At 38.5% G+C, this 15374-nt stretch carries 16 protein-coding genes; 12 read left to right on the top strand and 4 right to left on the bottom strand.

Annotation, left to right across the window (positions count from 1 at the left end):
* Positions 1-555, bottom strand: coding sequence for a 1,6-anhydro-N-acetylmuramyl-L-alanine amidase AmpD (ampD, locus tag H5126_RS03200; RefSeq protein ID WP_182720041.1), 555 nt, complete (start codon positions 553-555; stop codon positions 1-3).
* 215 nt (positions 556-770) lie between these two features.
* Here ampD and nadC point away from each other — a divergent pair, with 215 nt between their 5' ends.
* The 8 genes from nadC to yacG all read left to right on the top strand — a co-directional run bounded on the left by nadC (position 771) and on the right by yacG (position 9087).
* Complete coding sequence (nadC, locus tag H5126_RS03195) at positions 771-1622, top strand: carboxylating nicotinate-nucleotide diphosphorylase (RefSeq protein ID WP_182720040.1); 852 nt, start codon at positions 771-773, stop codon at positions 1620-1622.
* A gap of 483 nt (positions 1623-2105) precedes the next feature.
* Positions 2106-2528: a pilin gene (locus tag H5126_RS03190; RefSeq protein WP_182694596.1), complete on the top strand. Its 423-nt coding sequence runs from the start codon at positions 2106-2108 to the stop codon at positions 2526-2528.
* A 383-nt stretch (positions 2529-2911) separates the two neighbouring features.
* Positions 2912-3934 (top strand): O-antigen ligase, encoded by a 1023-nt coding sequence (locus tag H5126_RS03185; protein ID WP_259418319.1) that lies wholly within the window; start codon positions 2912-2914, stop codon positions 3932-3934.
* An 87-nt stretch (positions 3935-4021) separates the two neighbouring features.
* A complete protein-coding gene (locus H5126_RS03180; RefSeq protein ID WP_182720038.1) occupies positions 4022-5251 on the top strand; it encodes a type II secretion system F family protein in 1230 nt (409 codons plus the stop codon).
* 164 nt (positions 5252-5415) lie between these two features.
* Positions 5416-6309: an A24 family peptidase gene (locus H5126_RS03175; protein ID WP_182720037.1), complete on the top strand. Its 894-nt coding sequence runs from the start codon at positions 5416-5418 to the stop codon at positions 6307-6309.
* A 1-nt stretch (position 6310) separates the two neighbouring features.
* Entirely contained in the window at positions 6311-6952 is a 642-nt protein-coding gene (gene coaE, locus H5126_RS03170) for a dephospho-CoA kinase (protein ID WP_182695578.1), read from the top strand.
* 126 nt (positions 6953-7078) lie between these two features.
* Entirely contained in the window at positions 7079-8755 is a 1677-nt protein-coding gene (gene pilB / locus H5126_RS03165) for a type IV-A pilus assembly ATPase PilB (protein ID WP_182675564.1), read from the top strand.
* 101 nt (positions 8756-8856) lie between these two features.
* Positions 8857-9087 (top strand): DNA gyrase inhibitor YacG, encoded by a 231-nt coding sequence (gene yacG, locus H5126_RS03160; protein WP_002957774.1) that lies wholly within the window; start codon positions 8857-8859, stop codon positions 9085-9087.
* A gap of 72 nt (positions 9088-9159) precedes the next feature.
* On the opposite strand, the gene H5126_RS03155 is transcribed toward yacG, so the two are convergent.
* Positions 9160-9648 (bottom strand): periplasmic heavy metal sensor, encoded by a 489-nt coding sequence (locus H5126_RS03155; RefSeq protein WP_182695579.1) that lies wholly within the window; start codon positions 9646-9648, stop codon positions 9160-9162.
* A gap of 164 nt (positions 9649-9812) precedes the next feature.
* Here H5126_RS03155 and H5126_RS03150 point away from each other — a divergent pair, with 164 nt between their 5' ends.
* Genes H5126_RS03150 through H5126_RS03140 form a run of 3 tightly spaced genes read left to right on the top strand, consistent with a single transcriptional unit; the run spans position 9813 to position 12846 of the window.
* Positions 9813-10502 (top strand): response regulator, encoded by a 690-nt coding sequence (locus H5126_RS03150; RefSeq protein ID WP_182720036.1) that lies wholly within the window; start codon positions 9813-9815, stop codon positions 10500-10502.
* Positions 10480-11895, top strand: coding sequence for an ATP-binding protein (locus H5126_RS03145; RefSeq protein WP_182720035.1), 1416 nt, complete (start codon positions 10480-10482; stop codon positions 11893-11895). Before H5126_RS03150 ends, H5126_RS03145 begins: the two co-directional genes overlap by 23 nt.
* Before the next feature lie 3 nt (positions 11896-11898).
* Positions 11899-12846, top strand: a complete 948-nt coding sequence (locus H5126_RS03140) for an alpha/beta fold hydrolase (RefSeq protein ID WP_182720034.1) — start codon at positions 11899-11901, stop codon at positions 12844-12846.
* Here the strand turns inward: H5126_RS03140 and H5126_RS03135 are convergent.
* The gene (locus H5126_RS03135; protein ID WP_182720059.1) at positions 12806-13672 is read right to left on the bottom strand and encodes a cation diffusion facilitator family transporter; all 867 of its coding nucleotides are present in this window, start codon (positions 13670-13672) and stop codon (positions 12806-12808) included. The genes H5126_RS03140 and H5126_RS03135 overlap by 41 nt on opposite strands.
* Before the next feature lie 160 nt (positions 13673-13832).
* On the opposite strand from H5126_RS03135, the gene trmL reads away from it, so the two are divergent.
* The gene (trmL, locus tag H5126_RS03130) at positions 13833-14297 is read left to right on the top strand and encodes a tRNA (uridine(34)/cytosine(34)/5-carboxymethylaminomethyluridine(34)-2'-O)-methyltransferase TrmL (RefSeq protein ID WP_002957780.1); all 465 of its coding nucleotides are present in this window, start codon (positions 13833-13835) and stop codon (positions 14295-14297) included.
* Positions 14298-14365: 68 nt separating this feature from the next.
* Here trmL and gpsA read toward each other — a convergent pair whose 3' ends face one another.
* Positions 14366-15373, bottom strand: a complete 1008-nt coding sequence (gpsA, locus tag H5126_RS03125; protein WP_024597561.1) for an NAD(P)H-dependent glycerol-3-phosphate dehydrogenase — start codon at positions 15371-15373, stop codon at positions 14366-14368.
* Position 15374: the final 1 nt, after the last annotated feature.

Here is a 15374-nt window from a genome sequence, read left to right as displayed (position 1 = left end):
TTAACTTAGTTGTTCAAGCATATTAAAAAACAATGGCCAATTAAAGCTACTGCCAGGATCGGTTTTACGTCCCAGGGCAATATCGCAATGCCCAACAATACGCGAAGGGGTAATTTTTGGATAGCGTTGTATTATAGATTTACTAAGTGTAGTTAATACTTCGTATTGCGCTAAAGAGTATGGCGTAGTGTCGGTACCTTCAAGCTCAATACCTATACTAAAGTTATTACATGCGCTTTGCCCTTCATATTCAGATTGCCCGGCATGCCACGCGCGTTTATTAAATGGCACATATTGAATAATCTCGCCAGTACGTTTTATAAAACAGTGCGCTGACACTCTAAGCCCATTTAAATCACAAAAACTGGGGTGCGCATTACAGTCAATCTCACCCATAAACAGTGCATCAACGTATTCGGTGCCAAATTGCCCAGCCGGCAAGGAAATATTATGAATTACCAACAGCGAAATATCGGTATTTTCAGGGCGCTCATCAAAATGCGTACAGGGCCGCTGCGTTATATTAGCGGCAACTCCGCTTGAATCTATCTGCATTATTTTAATACCACGGTATACATAAACTTGATGCTAAAGGATTTATATAAAGAATGATAGCCATTGCGGTTAGCTAACATTCAGCTAGTAGCATTACTTTTAGTAGCCATGCTATATATGTAGGTGTAATAACCCCTGCTCATTTAAAAGCGCTTCTATTAGTTATTTAAACATAGTAAAATTTGCTTAATTTATTAACACTTATGAGCCTTCATATGTCAATTTCGCACACGCTTATTACTCAACTTGTCACCCTCGCCTTAGATGAAGATCTAAATTATCAATCTGCACAAGACGGCGACATTACCGCGCAGCTTATCCCACAAAACGAGCACGCAAATGCTAAAGTAATTACCCGCGAAGACTGCATTTTTTGTGGAAAAGACATCATCCTTGAAGTATTTAAACAAGTAGACCCAAGCGTTAAGGTTAATGTACTTATTAATGATGGCGACGCAGTTAAAGCAAACAGCACATTATTTACAACCACTGGTTCAGCTCGTTCAATATTAACTGCCGAGCGTACTGCACTTAACTTTGTACAAACGTTATCGGGTACAGCCACTACTACAGCACATTATGTAAAAGAGCTAAGCGGCACAACAACGCAACTACTCGATACACGCAAAACCATACCAGGCCTTAGAGCACTTCAAAAATACGCAGTAAAATGTGGTGGGGGTGCAAATCATCGTATTGGTTTATTTGACGCATTTTTAATTAAAGAAAATCATATAGCGGCTTGTGGCACAATAAACAAAGCCGTTGCTCAAGCTAAACAAAATCACCCAAACAAACCTGTCGAAGTAGAAGTAGAGTCCCTCCCAGAACTTAAGCAAGCAATTGAAGCTGGCGCCGACATAATTATGCTAGACAACTTTAGCGTAGAGCAAATTAAGCAAGCTGTAATTTTAACCAATAAGCGCGCAAAACTAGAGGTTTCAGGCAATATGACCCTAGAAACGCTCAAAACTTATTCACAAGCAGGTGTCGATTTTATATCAAGCGGGGCATTAACAAAAAACTTACAATCAATCGATTTATCGATGCGCTTTGAACAATTATGAAGCAATAATGGGTAATTAATACCGCTAATTAATTGACAAGTTAAGTAAAAAAGCATTAAATAACCCAAAAGGCTTACTTTGTAACAAATTGTTAAATAAAATCGCTTTTTTATAATAAGATACGTGCTAAATACTAAAATAAAATGGTAGACTAATTCTGTTGTACTATTTTATTTAAAAAGATAGTCATAAATAACTAGTGCCTTTAGTTTTTAAAGACATAATTAAAAACTAAAGCAACTAAACTACTTACTTTATGCCTATACTATTTGTTGCTACAACATGTAGTGCACTTAGTAAACTTTTATAATTAGTACTAAACATAATGAATTCACATTCGGCTTTTGTGTTTCATACTCTAAAGCTAAAGTGTAATAAAATTAATTTTAAGTAAAACTGTAAAGTAAATCAGTTAAATTAAGTGAGGCATTTTGCCGCTTAAGTGATTTAAGTTACAAAAATCTATCCTTTAGGAGAGGAAACATGAAAACAATGACTCAAAAACAACAGGGTTTCACCCTAATTGAATTAATGATTGTAGTAGCAATCATCGGTATTCTTGCTGCAATTGCATTGCCTGCGTATTCGAACTATCAAGCAACATCTAAATTGACTGCTGGTTTAGCTGAAATATCTGCTGGTAGAACTGGTTTTGAAATCGCTAAAAATAATGGATTGTCGACAGCACCCGCAGTAACAGATATTGGTTTAAGCGCATCAACTGAAAACTGTGCTATTACTACAACAGCAACAACTATTGTTTGTACGATTAAAAATGCACCTACACAAATTGCATCAGCTGTATTAACATGGTCTAGAAGCGATGTAGGTACGTGGACATGTGCAACTAGCGCGCTATCAGATGACAACAAAGGTTTAGCTCCTAAAAGTTGTCCACAATCTTAGTGAAATTTTAATTCTGAAAAGCGCCTTTATGGCGCTTTTTTAACAAGTAAGTAATGACGTTTATGAACAAGGTAAATTTGATAAAATCACTGCTTGTTAGTGCATTTCTTACATTCACATTAATACCTTTAATACCAATAGTTTCCTACGATTACCATAACCACCAACGTATCATTCAAATAGCTTTTTTACTTATCACAAGCCTACTAGTGCTTACAGCTTTTTTAGGTAATAAAAAACCTACTTTTAAGCTTTCACCAAATAATAAAAGTAGTGTGTTGTACTTAATTTTTATTTTCAGTGGCTGCTTATCTGCATTGATGAGTATGGAGCAAAGTTTTAGTCTGCTGTACACGTTTCATATAAGTTTACTTATTTTAACCATGTACTATGTAAGCACTATAAATGATAAAAAACCTGTTTTATTTATCATTTATGCATTATTTATAACTCATACAAGCTTAATCCTAATATGCCTACTCAATATTATTTTTACACTTTCTGAGCAACAACCTTTAAATCCATACATAATTTACTCTGGATTTATTAACATTCGCTTTTTTAACCAAGTACAAGTATTTATTCTTCCTTTTTTGGTGCTACTCCTAAAATTTAAAAGCATTCAGCGTGTTGTATTTATTATTTTGTTTTTAAACTTATTACTTATATTTATTGGGCAAGCTCGTGGGGCTTTACTCTCATTTTTAGCTTTCTCTATTTTTGCTCTTACTTTAAAAACCACATTAAAAAAACAAGTACTTATCGGATTAGCTTGCTTTGTTTTAAGTAGCATTGCTTTTTATGCTCTGGACTCATTAAATAAAGGGGGGGCCGAAATACTACGCACATCCACCTCGGGCCGTATTGATTTATGGTTTAATACTCTTTCAAGCCTATCTTTAAAGCATTTATTTATCGGCAATGGTCCTGGAGTGTTTGAAATGTCACTTGGAAGTTCAGCTCCTTTTAGTCACCCTCATAATTCATTAATTGAAATTTTAAATGAGTGGGGACTAATCGCCCTTATATGTATTTTAACAGTTGTTTTTACAACTTTTAGAAAAGCGATTACACATTTAAAGCAACATAAAAAAGATATCATTACTGAAAGCCTCTTTTACTCTTTTGCTATAGGTATTACATACTCACTATTTTCTGGTGTGCATGTAATGCCGGTTTCGCAAACACTCTTATTTATAATGTGGGGGTTGCTACTTGGTAGAGTTGATAAAAAAAGAGGCCAAAGCATTTCAATAAATAAAGACTTAAAAGCTTTAGTAACCATTTTATTTGTTTTTGCATGGTACCTTTACTTACAAAAAGCGATAAGTATTTATAATAACATTAACCCTAATAAGGGCTATATTTACGGACCTAGATTTTGGTCCGTTGGGCAACGATTTTAAAGCACCCAACTTTTCTACCAAGAATCATTAGTTTAAGTTATGCTTATAATAATGAAGTTTTAAACCAAATTCAGCTGGGTACCCTTAATGGCAAAAAAACAACAAGATAAAGGCCTCGATACTTTTCAGTGGGTCGGTGTAAGTGCACGAGGGAAGAAACTTGAAGGCGAGCTTACAGGTAATAGTATTGCATTAGTAAAAGCTCAGCTTCGTAAGCAAGGTATCACTCCTTCAAAAGTGAAGCGTAAAGCAAAACCACTGTTCGGTATTCAAAGTGTTCAAAAGGTAACCCCTAAAGATATAGCACTACTTACTCGCCAAATTGCGACTATGTTGATGGCGGGAGTTCCTTTAATACAGGCCATTGAAATGATTGGCTCTGGCTCGACCAATAAAAGTGTCGCCAAATTAATGGAAACTATTGCTGATGAAGTAAAAGCGGGACAACCACTATCTACAGCACTTAGAAAACACCCACGTTATTTTGATGATTTATATTGCGACCTTGTAGCCTCTGGCGAGCAATCTGGTGCACTTGATAAAATATTTGACCGAGTTGCTTTGTATAAAGAAAAGTCCGAAGCGCTAAAATCAAAAATTAAAAAAGCGATGTTCTATCCTATTTCAGTATTAGTAATTGCCGGCATTGTAACCTCAATACTATTAATATTTGTAGTGCCGCAGTTTCAAGATATATTTGCAGGTTTTGGGGCAGAGCTTCCTGCATTCACTTTGTTTGTTATTGGCATATCAGACTTTATGCAAGCATATTGGTGGATGATACTAATCGCTATTGTAGCTTTTGGATACGCTTTTAAAGAAGCCAAGCTTAGAAGTTTAAAACTCAGAGATGCAACCGACCGAGCTATACTTAAACTCCCAGTTATAGGCATGATTTTAAACAAAGCAGCAGTTGCTCGCTATGCACGAACTCTTTCGACTACGTTTGCTGCAGGTGTGCCTCTGGTTGATGCGCTTGACTCTGCCGCAGGGGCTTCCGGCAATGCAGTATATCGTTGTGCCATTTTAGATATTAAAGTTGAAGTGAGCTCTGGTAATCAAATGAACTGGGCAATGCGTAACTCAAAAATATTCCCTGATATGGTAATACAAATGGTTGCAATTGGTGAAGAATCTGGCTCACTAGACGGCATGCTCGCAAAAGTAGCAACTATTTATGAGCAAGAAGTAGATGATGCAGTAGATGGCCTTTCAAGCCTACTTGAGCCACTTATTATGGCCGTACTAGGTGTACTTGTTGGTGGCTTGATTGTTGCGATGTACTTACCTATTTTCCAATTGGGCTCTGTTATTTAATTACTAAAAATAACAATTTACAGGAAATAAAAGAGAGGCTTACTTTTTTGATAAGGTATGGCTATTAATGTCTTCTCATTTACTCTCTTTCACTTCTCTATGTGATAAATACTTCACTTAATTTTTAGACACTTAATCTTTTAGAACAGTTTTCAGGTAACATAATGCAAAGTATTATTGAAGTAATGCAAAGCCAGTTGTGGTTTTATTTAACCACTATTGGCTTAATTAGTTTATGTATTGGTAGTTTTTTAAATGTGGTTATTTATCGCTTACCACTGATGATGCAACGTGAGTGGCAAAGCGAATGCCGCATATTGCTAGATGATGAGCTTACAGCTAATAAATCTAAACAAGCCAATATCAATAAGCCTTTTAACTTAGTAAAACCCAACTCTACCTGTCCTAAATGCAAAACAGCCATTAAGCCTTGGCAGAATATTCCTATTATTAGTTGGTTAATACTTAAAGGTAAATGCGCAAGCTGCAGTAATCCTATTTCGGTCCGATACCCTGCTGTAGAGCTAATTACTGCCCTATTAAGTTTAATTGTTGCCTATAGCTTTGGTGCGACCGAGCAAGCCCTTTTATATATTTTTGTAACGTGGATATTGGTAGCTCTGACCTTTATTGATATTGACCACATGTTACTGCCAGATCAACTTACACTTCCGCTAGTATGGCTTGCACTTATTGCTTCTGTAATGGGTTACACAATTACACCTACAGATGCCATTATTGGTGCGGCTTGCGGTTATTTAAGTTTGTGGAGCGTGTTTTGGCTATTTAAGTTATTAACCGGTAAAGAAGGCATGGGTTATGGCGACTTTAAACTACTCGCTGTATTTGGGGCATTACTTGGCTGGCAGTCATTACTTACTATTATTCTGCTTTCGAGCGTAGTAGGTGCCATTATAGGTATTGCGCTGTTGAGCATACAAGGTAAAGACAAAGCGACCCCTATCCCTTTTGGCCCTTATTTAGCGATAGCAGGCTGGATCACTATGCTTTGGGGCAACCAAATTCAAGGCGCTTATTTTAATTTAATAGGTTATTAAAATGAGTGAGCAAATAACTAAAGTAAACAGCTGGGTATTAGGCTTAACAGGCGGTATTGGCTGTGGTAAAACGGCCATCAGTAACATGTTTGAAGAGCTTGGTATTACAATAGTTGATGCCGATATAATTGCGCGTGAAGTCGTACTCCCAAATAGCAAAGGGCTAAAAGCGATTACAGCACACTTTGGCAAAGATATTTTATTGCCTGATGGCACATTAAATAGAGCAGAATTGCGCGCAAAAATATTCACTAACAACAGTGACAAAGAATGGCTTAATGCGTTGCTACACCCTCTTATTCGGTTAAAAATACTAAACGATTTAAATAGTGCAACTAGCCCTTATGTTGTTTTAGTAGCGCCTTTATTATTTGAAAACAACCTTGATAAATATTGCGACCATACCTTACTTATTGACGTACCAAGCTGTGTACAAATAGCGCGTACAGCAAAACGTGACAACACAAGTCGTGAGCAAGTTAAAAGTATTATTGCCTCGCAAATGTCACGTGCCGATAAACAGCAAAAAGCGGATGATATTTTAAATAACGACCGTAGTTTAAACCTAGTGCATATAGAACTTGTTGATCTGCATAAAAAGTACCTACAATATGCATTACACAACAAAACTAACTCACATTAACACTGTCCTAACTCACACAAACTCGTATTTTAGTTAGTAAAATCACAACAAAGAATGAAAGGTGATGTAATCCCCTTCTTTTTTCTGATAAATTGCTTACTATTGAAGGAATAAAACAGGTGCGCAATGAATATTAACTCACCGTTATTGAGAAAATTTATAACCCTTGGCCGCATTGATGCCGACACGGTTAAAAACAAACAAAATGAATTTGCCTCAACAGCTGAGCTTATTTCTAAATGTGGAAAAATCGATAGTAAAGATTTAGCTGAACAATGTATCGACTTGTTTCGCGTACCTTATTTTGATTTAAAAGACTTTGATCCTACAAGAATCCCGGCCGACCTCGTAAAAGAAAAACTTATACGTAAACATCATATTTTGCCGCTTGTTCAAAAAGATCGAAAAGTTTATATAGCAGCATCAGACCCAACAGATTACGGCGCATTCGAAAACTTTGAGTTTAGTACCGGTCTTTCATGCGAAATTGTTGTTGTTGATTATATTCAACTCGATACCAAAATAGAGCAATTACTAGATGCCACTGGCAGCTTAAATCTAACTGATGACGAGTTTCAAGAATTTGCTGACTTAGACTCAGAAAGCCAAAGAGATACAGCACCACAAGATGACGATAAAGATGATGCGCCTATCATCGTATACATCAACAAAATTTTAATGGATGCCATTAAAAAAGGCGCCTCTGATTTACACTTTGAACCGTATGAGCACAAGTACCGTATTCGCTTTCGTATTGATGGCATTTTGCATGAAGTGGCAAGCCCACCTAATACATTAGCAACCAAGCTTTCTGCGCGTATTAAAGTAATGTCGCGACTCGATATTGCCGAAAAACGCAAACCACAAGATGGTCGTATAAAGCTAAAAATTACTGAACGCAAAAGTATCGACTTTCGTGTAAGTACCATGCCTACCTTGTGGGGCGAAAAAATAGTAATGCGTATTCTTGATTCATCAAGCGCTATGTTAGGCATTGATGTATTAGGCTATGAGCCTGAGCAGAAAAAGCTTTACATGGATGCGCTTGCCCAGCCTCAAGGGATGATACTTGTAACAGGGCCCACCGGTTCTGGTAAAACAGTATCGCTATACACAGGTTTAAATATATTAAACCAACCTGAGCGTAATATTAGTACTGCGGAAGATCCGGTTGAGATTAACCTTGAAGGTGTAAACCAAGTACAAATAAATATTAAAGCCGACATGACTTTTGCCAACGCACTGCGCGCATTTTTACGTCAAGATCCTGATGTAGTTATGGTAGGTGAAATACGTGACTTAGAGACCGCAGAAATATCAATAAAAGCGGCGCAAACAGGTCACTTGGTTTTATCAACATTGCATACAAACTCAGCGCCGGAAACAATCACTCGTTTATTAAATATGGGTGTACCTGCTTATAACGTAGCAAGTTCGATTAGCTTAATAATAGCCCAGCGTTTAGCACGTCGCTTGTGCCCTAAATGTAAAACGCCAGAACAACTTCCGAGTGAAGAACTAGCTCGCCAAGGATTTAGTGCCGAGCAAATTGAAGAAATGACGTTATATATGCCTAAAGGGTGTGATAGCTGTACTGATGGTTACAAAGGGCGTGTGGGTATTTACGAAGTAATGCAAATTACTCCTGAAATTGCCCAAATTATTATGCGCGGTGGAAATTCGCTTGAAATAGCAGAGGTATCACTTAAAGCCGGTTTTAATAATTTACGTTTATCGGGTTTACGCAAAGCAGCCGATGGCCTTACATCCCTTGGTGAAATAAACCGCGTAACCAATTTTTAAAGTCCCACAGTAAAAGATAAGGCTCTAAGCTCAGAGCCTTATAGCTAGAGACTCATATCTAAGTAATGTAATATGCACCAAAAATTTGTAGAGAGTAATTTATGCCTACTGTTGTAAACTGCCCAACCTGTAAAACTAAAGTTGAATGGTCAGAGCAAAGCCCATTTCGCCCTTTTTGCTCAAAGCGCTGCCAACTAATTGATTTAGGTGAATGGTCGTTCGAAAATAATAAAATTTCTGCACCAATCACCTCGGCTGAAGAGTTTAGCCAAGACATGATTGAAGATATTGAAGCAATGATGGCTAAAAATGAAGATGACTTTTTTAAGTGATTTATCTTCATAATGCCCTAAATACAAAAACCAGCATTACGCTGGTTTTTTAGTATTTACAAAAAAGTAAAATTAACTTTTTTGTTTACGGTGCTTTTTATTCATACGCTTTTGCATTTTAGCAAACTTCTCTTTTTGCTCAGCGTTAAGCACTTGCATTACTTGGTGTTGTGTTTTTAGTTTAATTAAACCAAATTGCTCACCTTTTTCGCGGCGTTCATTTAATAGCTCTTTTGCTGCATTTTCGTCAAATGTCGCAGCCGAAAGTAATGCATCCATTTTTGCTTTGTGCGCTTCACGCATCGCTTTACGGGCTTCTTTATCGTCGCCACGCAGAGCTTTCATTTGTGTTTTTTGCGCTTCAAAAATAGCCTTTAGCTTAGTTTGCTGCTCATCTGTTAGGTTTAATTTTTCAACGCCGCGCTCAGAAAGTAAAAAACGAGCTTGAGAATGGCCTTGCTTATGTCCGTCGCCTTTAGCTAACACGCTACCAGCACCAAGCGTTGCTGTTGCTAAGCCACAGATAAGTACTAATTTTGAAAGTGTGTTTAATTTAGTCATAATCATTACCTTAATATTGGGTGGTTGTGGCTGCTAAGCCAGTGAGTTAACTATACCTAACTCAACGCAAAGTAACGCAAAGCAGTGTAAAGGTTGTGTAAAGATTCACCTTTGCACTATTTAGCGGGTAAAATAACGCTATAAACAACTCTAAGGGTTTGTAAATGAAACTATTAATGATTGATGACGACACTGGCCTTTGTGAGCTATTAAGTGAATATTTAACTGCCCAAGGCTTTGAAATACAAAGCGTACACGACGGTGAACAAGGCCTTAAACTAGCACAAGCAAATGACTACGCCCTGATATTGCTAGATGTAATGTTACCAACGCTTGATGGTTTTGAAGTACTTAAACAACTTAGGCAAACAAAACTCACACCGGTAATAATGCTTACAGCAAAAGGTGAAGACTTTGACCGTATTTTTGGTCTAGAGCTAGGCGCTGACGATTACATTCCAAAGCCTTTTAATCATCGTGAATTACTTGCCCGCGTAAAAGCGATAACTCGCCGTATAGAGCACATTAATAGCTTAAATGTAGCTACAACGAGTAAGTTACTCGTTAATGGTATTACTGTTAACCTTGCAGCGCGAGAGGCCTCAATAGAAAGCTCTACACTAACCCTTACCGGTACAGAGTACGAAATACTCACGCTATTGTGTAAAAATGCAGGCGAAGTTGTTAGTAAAGAGCAAATTAGCGAAGAAGTGTTAGGCAGGCGCTTAGCTTCTTTTGATCGCTCTATCGATATGCATGTAAGTAATATCCGTAAAAAAATTGCGGAGCATATTCCAGGCGAGCGAATTAAAACAATGCGAGGTACAGGTTATGTCTTTATCCAAGGCGAATAAAAGCACTTACTTTGCTTGGTTAAAGCACCCTGGGCACTACCTATTTTTTAAAATATTTATTTGGTTTTGGTTAACTATAATCGGCACCGTAGCAGCGCTTGTATTTTTAAGTAATATTACGGCTATTAATGCGGTATCTAACGAGCCACTTTATGGGCCGATGAAAAAAAACCTGATATATACCGCTAAAAGCATTGAGCGATCTGCTGTTAAACATAAGCGCACCCTAAGCGAAGTATTAGTTCACCCTCGCCTATCAAAGCGTAAACTTTTATATTTAAGCGCAGCACAATCCGATGACTCACTTAGTAACAAAGAAGTGCCAGAGAGCATCGACTTAAGTTTATTAAACTTTACTCAAAACATGTCACCGCAAATTATTTTCACTGAAAAATACCAAGCCTTCGGCCCTGTTAATATAAAAGTGCCTGAAGGGAGTTTTTATCTTTATGAAATAGATATTAACCATCAACCGCCGCTAATAATGCGCTTTAAGCTAATGCCTAATTGGATGAAAATAGTCATCGCAATTGTTGCATCTCTCATTTTAAGTTTTGTATTTAGCCGTAACTTAATAGCCCCTATAAATAGCCTTAAAAAAGCAGCTATTAAATTATCTGCGGGTAACTTAAGTGCAAGGGCTGATATTTCTGTAAACCGTAAAGATGAACTCGGAATACTTGGGCGAGATTTTAACAGCATGGCTAATCAGTTAGAGCTTTTAATTAGCTCACAAAAACGCTTATTAGCCGACATATCACATGAATTACGATCGCCTCTTACACGTTTAAAAATGGCTACCGGACTTGCACAAATGCAAGCTAACGACGCTAGCCAATCGTATTTATTACGCATAGAAAAAGAAGCAAACCAGCTCGATAAAATGATTGCAGACGTGCTGCAAGTTTCTCGCTTAGAAGCAAAAAGCCAAGCGCTTTCACTGCAAAAACAATCATTACAAATAATTGTAGATCACGTTATTAACGATGCGCAGTTTGAAGCAAAACAAAATAATAAGCAGCTAAATATAGTGGGCGCTGTAGACGTAAATATTAATTGCGACGAAAGCCTTATTGCCAGCGCACTTGAAAACTTACTACGCAACGCTATCAAATACGCAAATAATACTATTAGCATTACTCTAAAGCATGCTGATGCCATTTATATAGAAATATGTGATGATGGCTCTGGTGTGCCAAATGAGCAACTGGGCAAGCTTTGCGAGCCCTTTTTTAGGCAATCAGATGCGCGGGATCGCGTAAGTGGTGGCACGGGTTTAGGTCTCGCGATTGCTAAAAATGCTATTACTGCGCATGGTGGCAGTTTAGTATTATCAAATAAAGAACAAGGTGGCTTGTGTGCTAATATAACCTTGCCATTAATTAAAGAGTAAAGCATGTTTTATAGTAGTGAGCGTGAGCTTAAAAGTAATCAAATAACAATTAATAACTTTTATAAAAGCACGCTAATTAAAGCTTATTTAGATACGCCTAACGGGCAATTATTTTATGCTTATGCCATACCTGATAAAGCTAAAACTGCCATTGTTATCAGTTCGGGGCGCCTTGAAGGGTTAGACAAATATAAAGAGCTATTATGGGAGCTTTATAATAATAATTTTGCCATATTCATAGCCGACCACCAAGGACAAGGCCGCTCTTATCGCCACCTACTAAATAAGCACAAAGGCCATGTTAATGAATTTAAAGATTACAGCGCAGACCTAAACTTATTTAATAAACAAATTGTCGATACTTATTGGCCGGGCAAAAAGATATTAGTGAGTCATTCAATGGGCGGCGCTATTGCTTTTGATTACCTTGCGCGTTTTGAACACAATTTTAGTGGTGCGTTTTTATCAGCGCCTATGCTTGATATTTACACAAAAAACACACCAAAACCTTTAGCTAAATTAATAGCCAGTACCGCGACCCTTTTGGGTCAAAAAGACAACTACGCACTAGGTCAAACCGATTATACACCCGATGAATTTGCTACAAATGTATTAACCAGCAGTCCAGTGCGTTACGAGCTATTTAGGCAAACATATCAAGAAGAGCCATTACTACAGCTCGGCGGTGTTACTTACGGCTGGCTAAATGCGACGTTTGCATTTATAACTTCTGTGGATAACTTGAGCGTGACTATTCCACTTTATATTGCCAGTGCGCAAAACGACGAAGTGGTTGATAACAATGCCCAATACAAATTAGCAAACAGACATGCAAATACAGTACTTAAAAGCTTTGAAGGCGCTAAACACGAGCTGTTTTTTGAACGTGATGAAATACGCCAGCCATTGCTTAAGAGCTTGTATCAGTTTTGTGAGTCGGTGACGGCTTAACAAGTACCGACAAAGGGTCGAGGTGGATCAGTATATCTACCTCAGACTCAAAGCGTTCGCTAAGCATTGCCTCTACTTCATCAGCTACGTTATGTGCGCGAATCAAACTTAAATGATCATCAAGCTCTAAGTGCATTTGGATAAACTTAACTTTTCCGCCTTGGCGCGTACGAATATCATGCACACCATGTACATCAGCATGGGCTCTGGCTATATCAAATATGCTTTGCTTTTCATCGTCCGGCAGTTCTTTATCCATTAAATGATCGGCACTATCGCGAGCTATATCCCAGCTGTTATAAAGTAAGTAACCCGCTACACCTATTGCAAAAATAGGATCTGCATACAACACGCCATAATAAGCTAACAAAATAGCTAACAGCACAGCAGCGTTTAATATTAAATCGCCTTTGTAATGTACTGAGTCGGCTTTTATAGCAATTGAATCGGTATACTTAACCACTTTGTTTTGTACAAATACAATGACGAGCGTACACGCAATAGCAAAAATACTTACCCACACACCTAATAAAGAATGGCTTAACTGTATAGGGTTAAATAATCGCTCAATACCATGAAAAGCAAGTAGGCAACCTGATCCAGCAATAAATGCGGCTTGGCCAAGTCCTGCAAGTGCTTCAGCTTTTCCGTGTCCAAATCTATGGTCATCATCTGCTGGGCGCAGTGCGTAACCCAACACTAAAAAGCTCATAGCGGTGGCAGTAATATCCATTAACGAATCAGTTAACGAGCCAAGCATTGAAGCCGAGCCAGAAGCCAGCCAGGCCCATGTTTTTGCGCCGATCATTAAGCTAACCATGACCATGGTAACAATGCTGGAAGTTTTAACCCAAAATTCGTAGCTACGGTTATGCACGCGTGTATCCATTAATCACTGTATTGAATGTGTTGAGTATATCATTTTTTTAAAAGGTTTCGTGTATACTGCCCTTCGTCAAACTACAGATTATTTTATAAGGCTCATTATGCTGGATATTGTTTTATACCAACCTGAAATACCGCCTAACACAGGTAATATTATTCGCCTATGTGCCAATACTGGCTATGCATTACATTTAATTGAGCCATTAGGTTTTGAATGGGACGATAAACGCGTGAAACGTGCGGGCCTTGATTACCATGAATTTAGCCATGTTCAACGCCATGCCTCTTTTGAGGACTACCTTGAAAAATGCAAACCTAAAAAAGTGTATGCCTGTACAACTAAAGGCAGTCAGTTTCATCATGAAGCAAGTTACGAAGCTGGCGACTGCTTGGTATTTGGTCCTGAAACACGCGGCCTGCCTGATGAAATGATTCAAGCATTACCAAACGATCAGCGTGTACGTATTCCTATGCAAGCAAATAGCCGTAGTATGAACCTGTCAAATGCAGTCGCCGTGTTTGTTTACGAGTCGTGGCGTCAGTTGGGCTTCCCTAACGCCCAGTAAATATAATCCGTTAGGCAATAAAAAACCGACATAGTGTCGGTTTTTTAGTTAAGGCCTAGCTCAAGCGCTTATTCAGCGCGTTGTTCTCGTCCTAAAAGAGCCATAGCGGCTTCTTTCATGTCTTTATTTTCATAAAGTACTTTATAAATTTGCTCAGTGATTGGCATTTCTACGCCAGCACGCTGCGCTAGTAAGTACACTTCTTTAGTGTTTCTAAAGCCTTCAACTACTTGGCCAATAGACTCAATAGCAGCATCAACGCTCTCGCCTTTACCTAACGCCAAACCAAATCGACGATTACGTGATTGGTTATCTGTACAGGTTAGTATTAAATCACCAAGGCCTGCCATTCCCATAAAGGTTTCTGGCTTAGCACCCAAAGCACAGCCTAAACGAGTGAGCTCTGCAAGGCCTCGGGTAATGAGCGCGGTACGCGCATTAGCACCAAAACCTACACCGTCCGAAATACCGGCGCCAATTGCAATTACATTTTTAACCGCACCACCGAGCTGTATACCAATAAAGTCATCATTGTTATACACACGGAATGAGCGACCACAATGAAGTAAATCAGCCAGTTGCTGCGCAAATTCAGGTGACGTAGAAGACACTGAAATAGCTGTAGGTGACCCCATCGCCATTTCTTTTGCAAACGTAGGACCCGAAAGTACCGCAAGTGGTATGTCATCACCCAATTCTTGCAAAGCAACTTCTTGTAACAAACGTCCAGTATTAGGCTCAAGCCCTTTAGTTGCCCACGCTACTTTAGCACCCTCTTGCAATGCAGGTTTTATCTGCGCAAGCGTGTCGCCAAAAGCATGGCTTGGCACAACAACAAGTACAATAGCACTGCTAGCAACGGCATGTTGTAGGTTAGCTTCAAGAGTAAGAGTATCTGGGAAAGGAGCATCAGGTAAGTAACGTTGATTTTTCCGCTCAGCTGCAAGCGTGGCAACGTCGTCGCTATTTCTTCCCCAAAGTGTCACCTGGTGACCATTTCGGGCTAAACAAATAGCAAGGGCGGTGCCGTAAGACCCCGCCCCTAATACAGTAACAGCTGTAGTTGCTGTACTCATA

The sequence above is a fragment of the Pseudoalteromonas sp. SG45-3 genome (assembly GCF_014164075.1).
GTDB classification, from domain to species: domain Bacteria; phylum Pseudomonadota; class Gammaproteobacteria; order Enterobacterales; family Alteromonadaceae; genus Pseudoalteromonas; species Pseudoalteromonas distincta.
Note: the sequence above shows the minus strand (reverse complement) of the source record. Positions and strands in the feature narration are given on the sequence as shown.

Coding starts and splice junctions, on each gene's coding strand:
- ampD (WP_182720041.1), bottom strand. CDS start 555: ATGCAGATAGATTCAAGCGGAGTTGCCGCTAATATAACGCAGCGGCCC.
- nadC (WP_182720040.1), top strand. CDS start 771: ATGTCAATTTCGCACACGCTTATTACTCAACTTGTCACCCTCGCCTTA.
- H5126_RS03190 (WP_182694596.1), top strand. CDS start 2,106: ATGAAAACAATGACTCAAAAACAACAGGGTTTCACCCTAATTGAATTA.
- H5126_RS03185 (WP_259418319.1), top strand. CDS start 2,912: ATGTACTATGTAAGCACTATAAATGATAAAAAACCTGTTTTATTTATC.
- H5126_RS03180 (WP_182720038.1), top strand. CDS start 4,022: ATGGCAAAAAAACAACAAGATAAAGGCCTCGATACTTTTCAGTGGGTC.
- H5126_RS03175 (WP_182720037.1), top strand. CDS start 5,416: ATGCAAAGTATTATTGAAGTAATGCAAAGCCAGTTGTGGTTTTATTTA.
- coaE (WP_182695578.1), top strand. CDS start 6,311: ATGAGTGAGCAAATAACTAAAGTAAACAGCTGGGTATTAGGCTTAACA.
- pilB (WP_182675564.1), top strand. CDS start 7,079: ATGAATATTAACTCACCGTTATTGAGAAAATTTATAACCCTTGGCCGC.
- yacG (WP_002957774.1), top strand. CDS start 8,857: ATGCCTACTGTTGTAAACTGCCCAACCTGTAAAACTAAAGTTGAATGG.
- H5126_RS03155 (WP_182695579.1), bottom strand. CDS start 9,648: ATGACTAAATTAAACACACTTTCAAAATTAGTACTTATCTGTGGCTTA.
- H5126_RS03150 (WP_182720036.1), top strand. CDS start 9,813: ATGAAACTATTAATGATTGATGACGACACTGGCCTTTGTGAGCTATTA.
- H5126_RS03145 (WP_182720035.1), top strand. CDS start 10,480: ATGTCTTTATCCAAGGCGAATAAAAGCACTTACTTTGCTTGGTTAAAG.
- H5126_RS03140 (WP_182720034.1), top strand. CDS start 11,899: ATGTTTTATAGTAGTGAGCGTGAGCTTAAAAGTAATCAAATAACAATT.
- H5126_RS03135 (WP_182720059.1), bottom strand. CDS start 13,672: ATGGTCATGGTTAGCTTAATGATCGGCGCAAAAACATGGGCCTGGCTG.
- trmL (WP_002957780.1), top strand. CDS start 13,833: ATGCTGGATATTGTTTTATACCAACCTGAAATACCGCCTAACACAGGT.
- gpsA (WP_024597561.1), bottom strand. CDS start 15,373: ATGAGTACAGCAACTACAGCTGTTACTGTATTAGGGGCGGGGTCTTAC.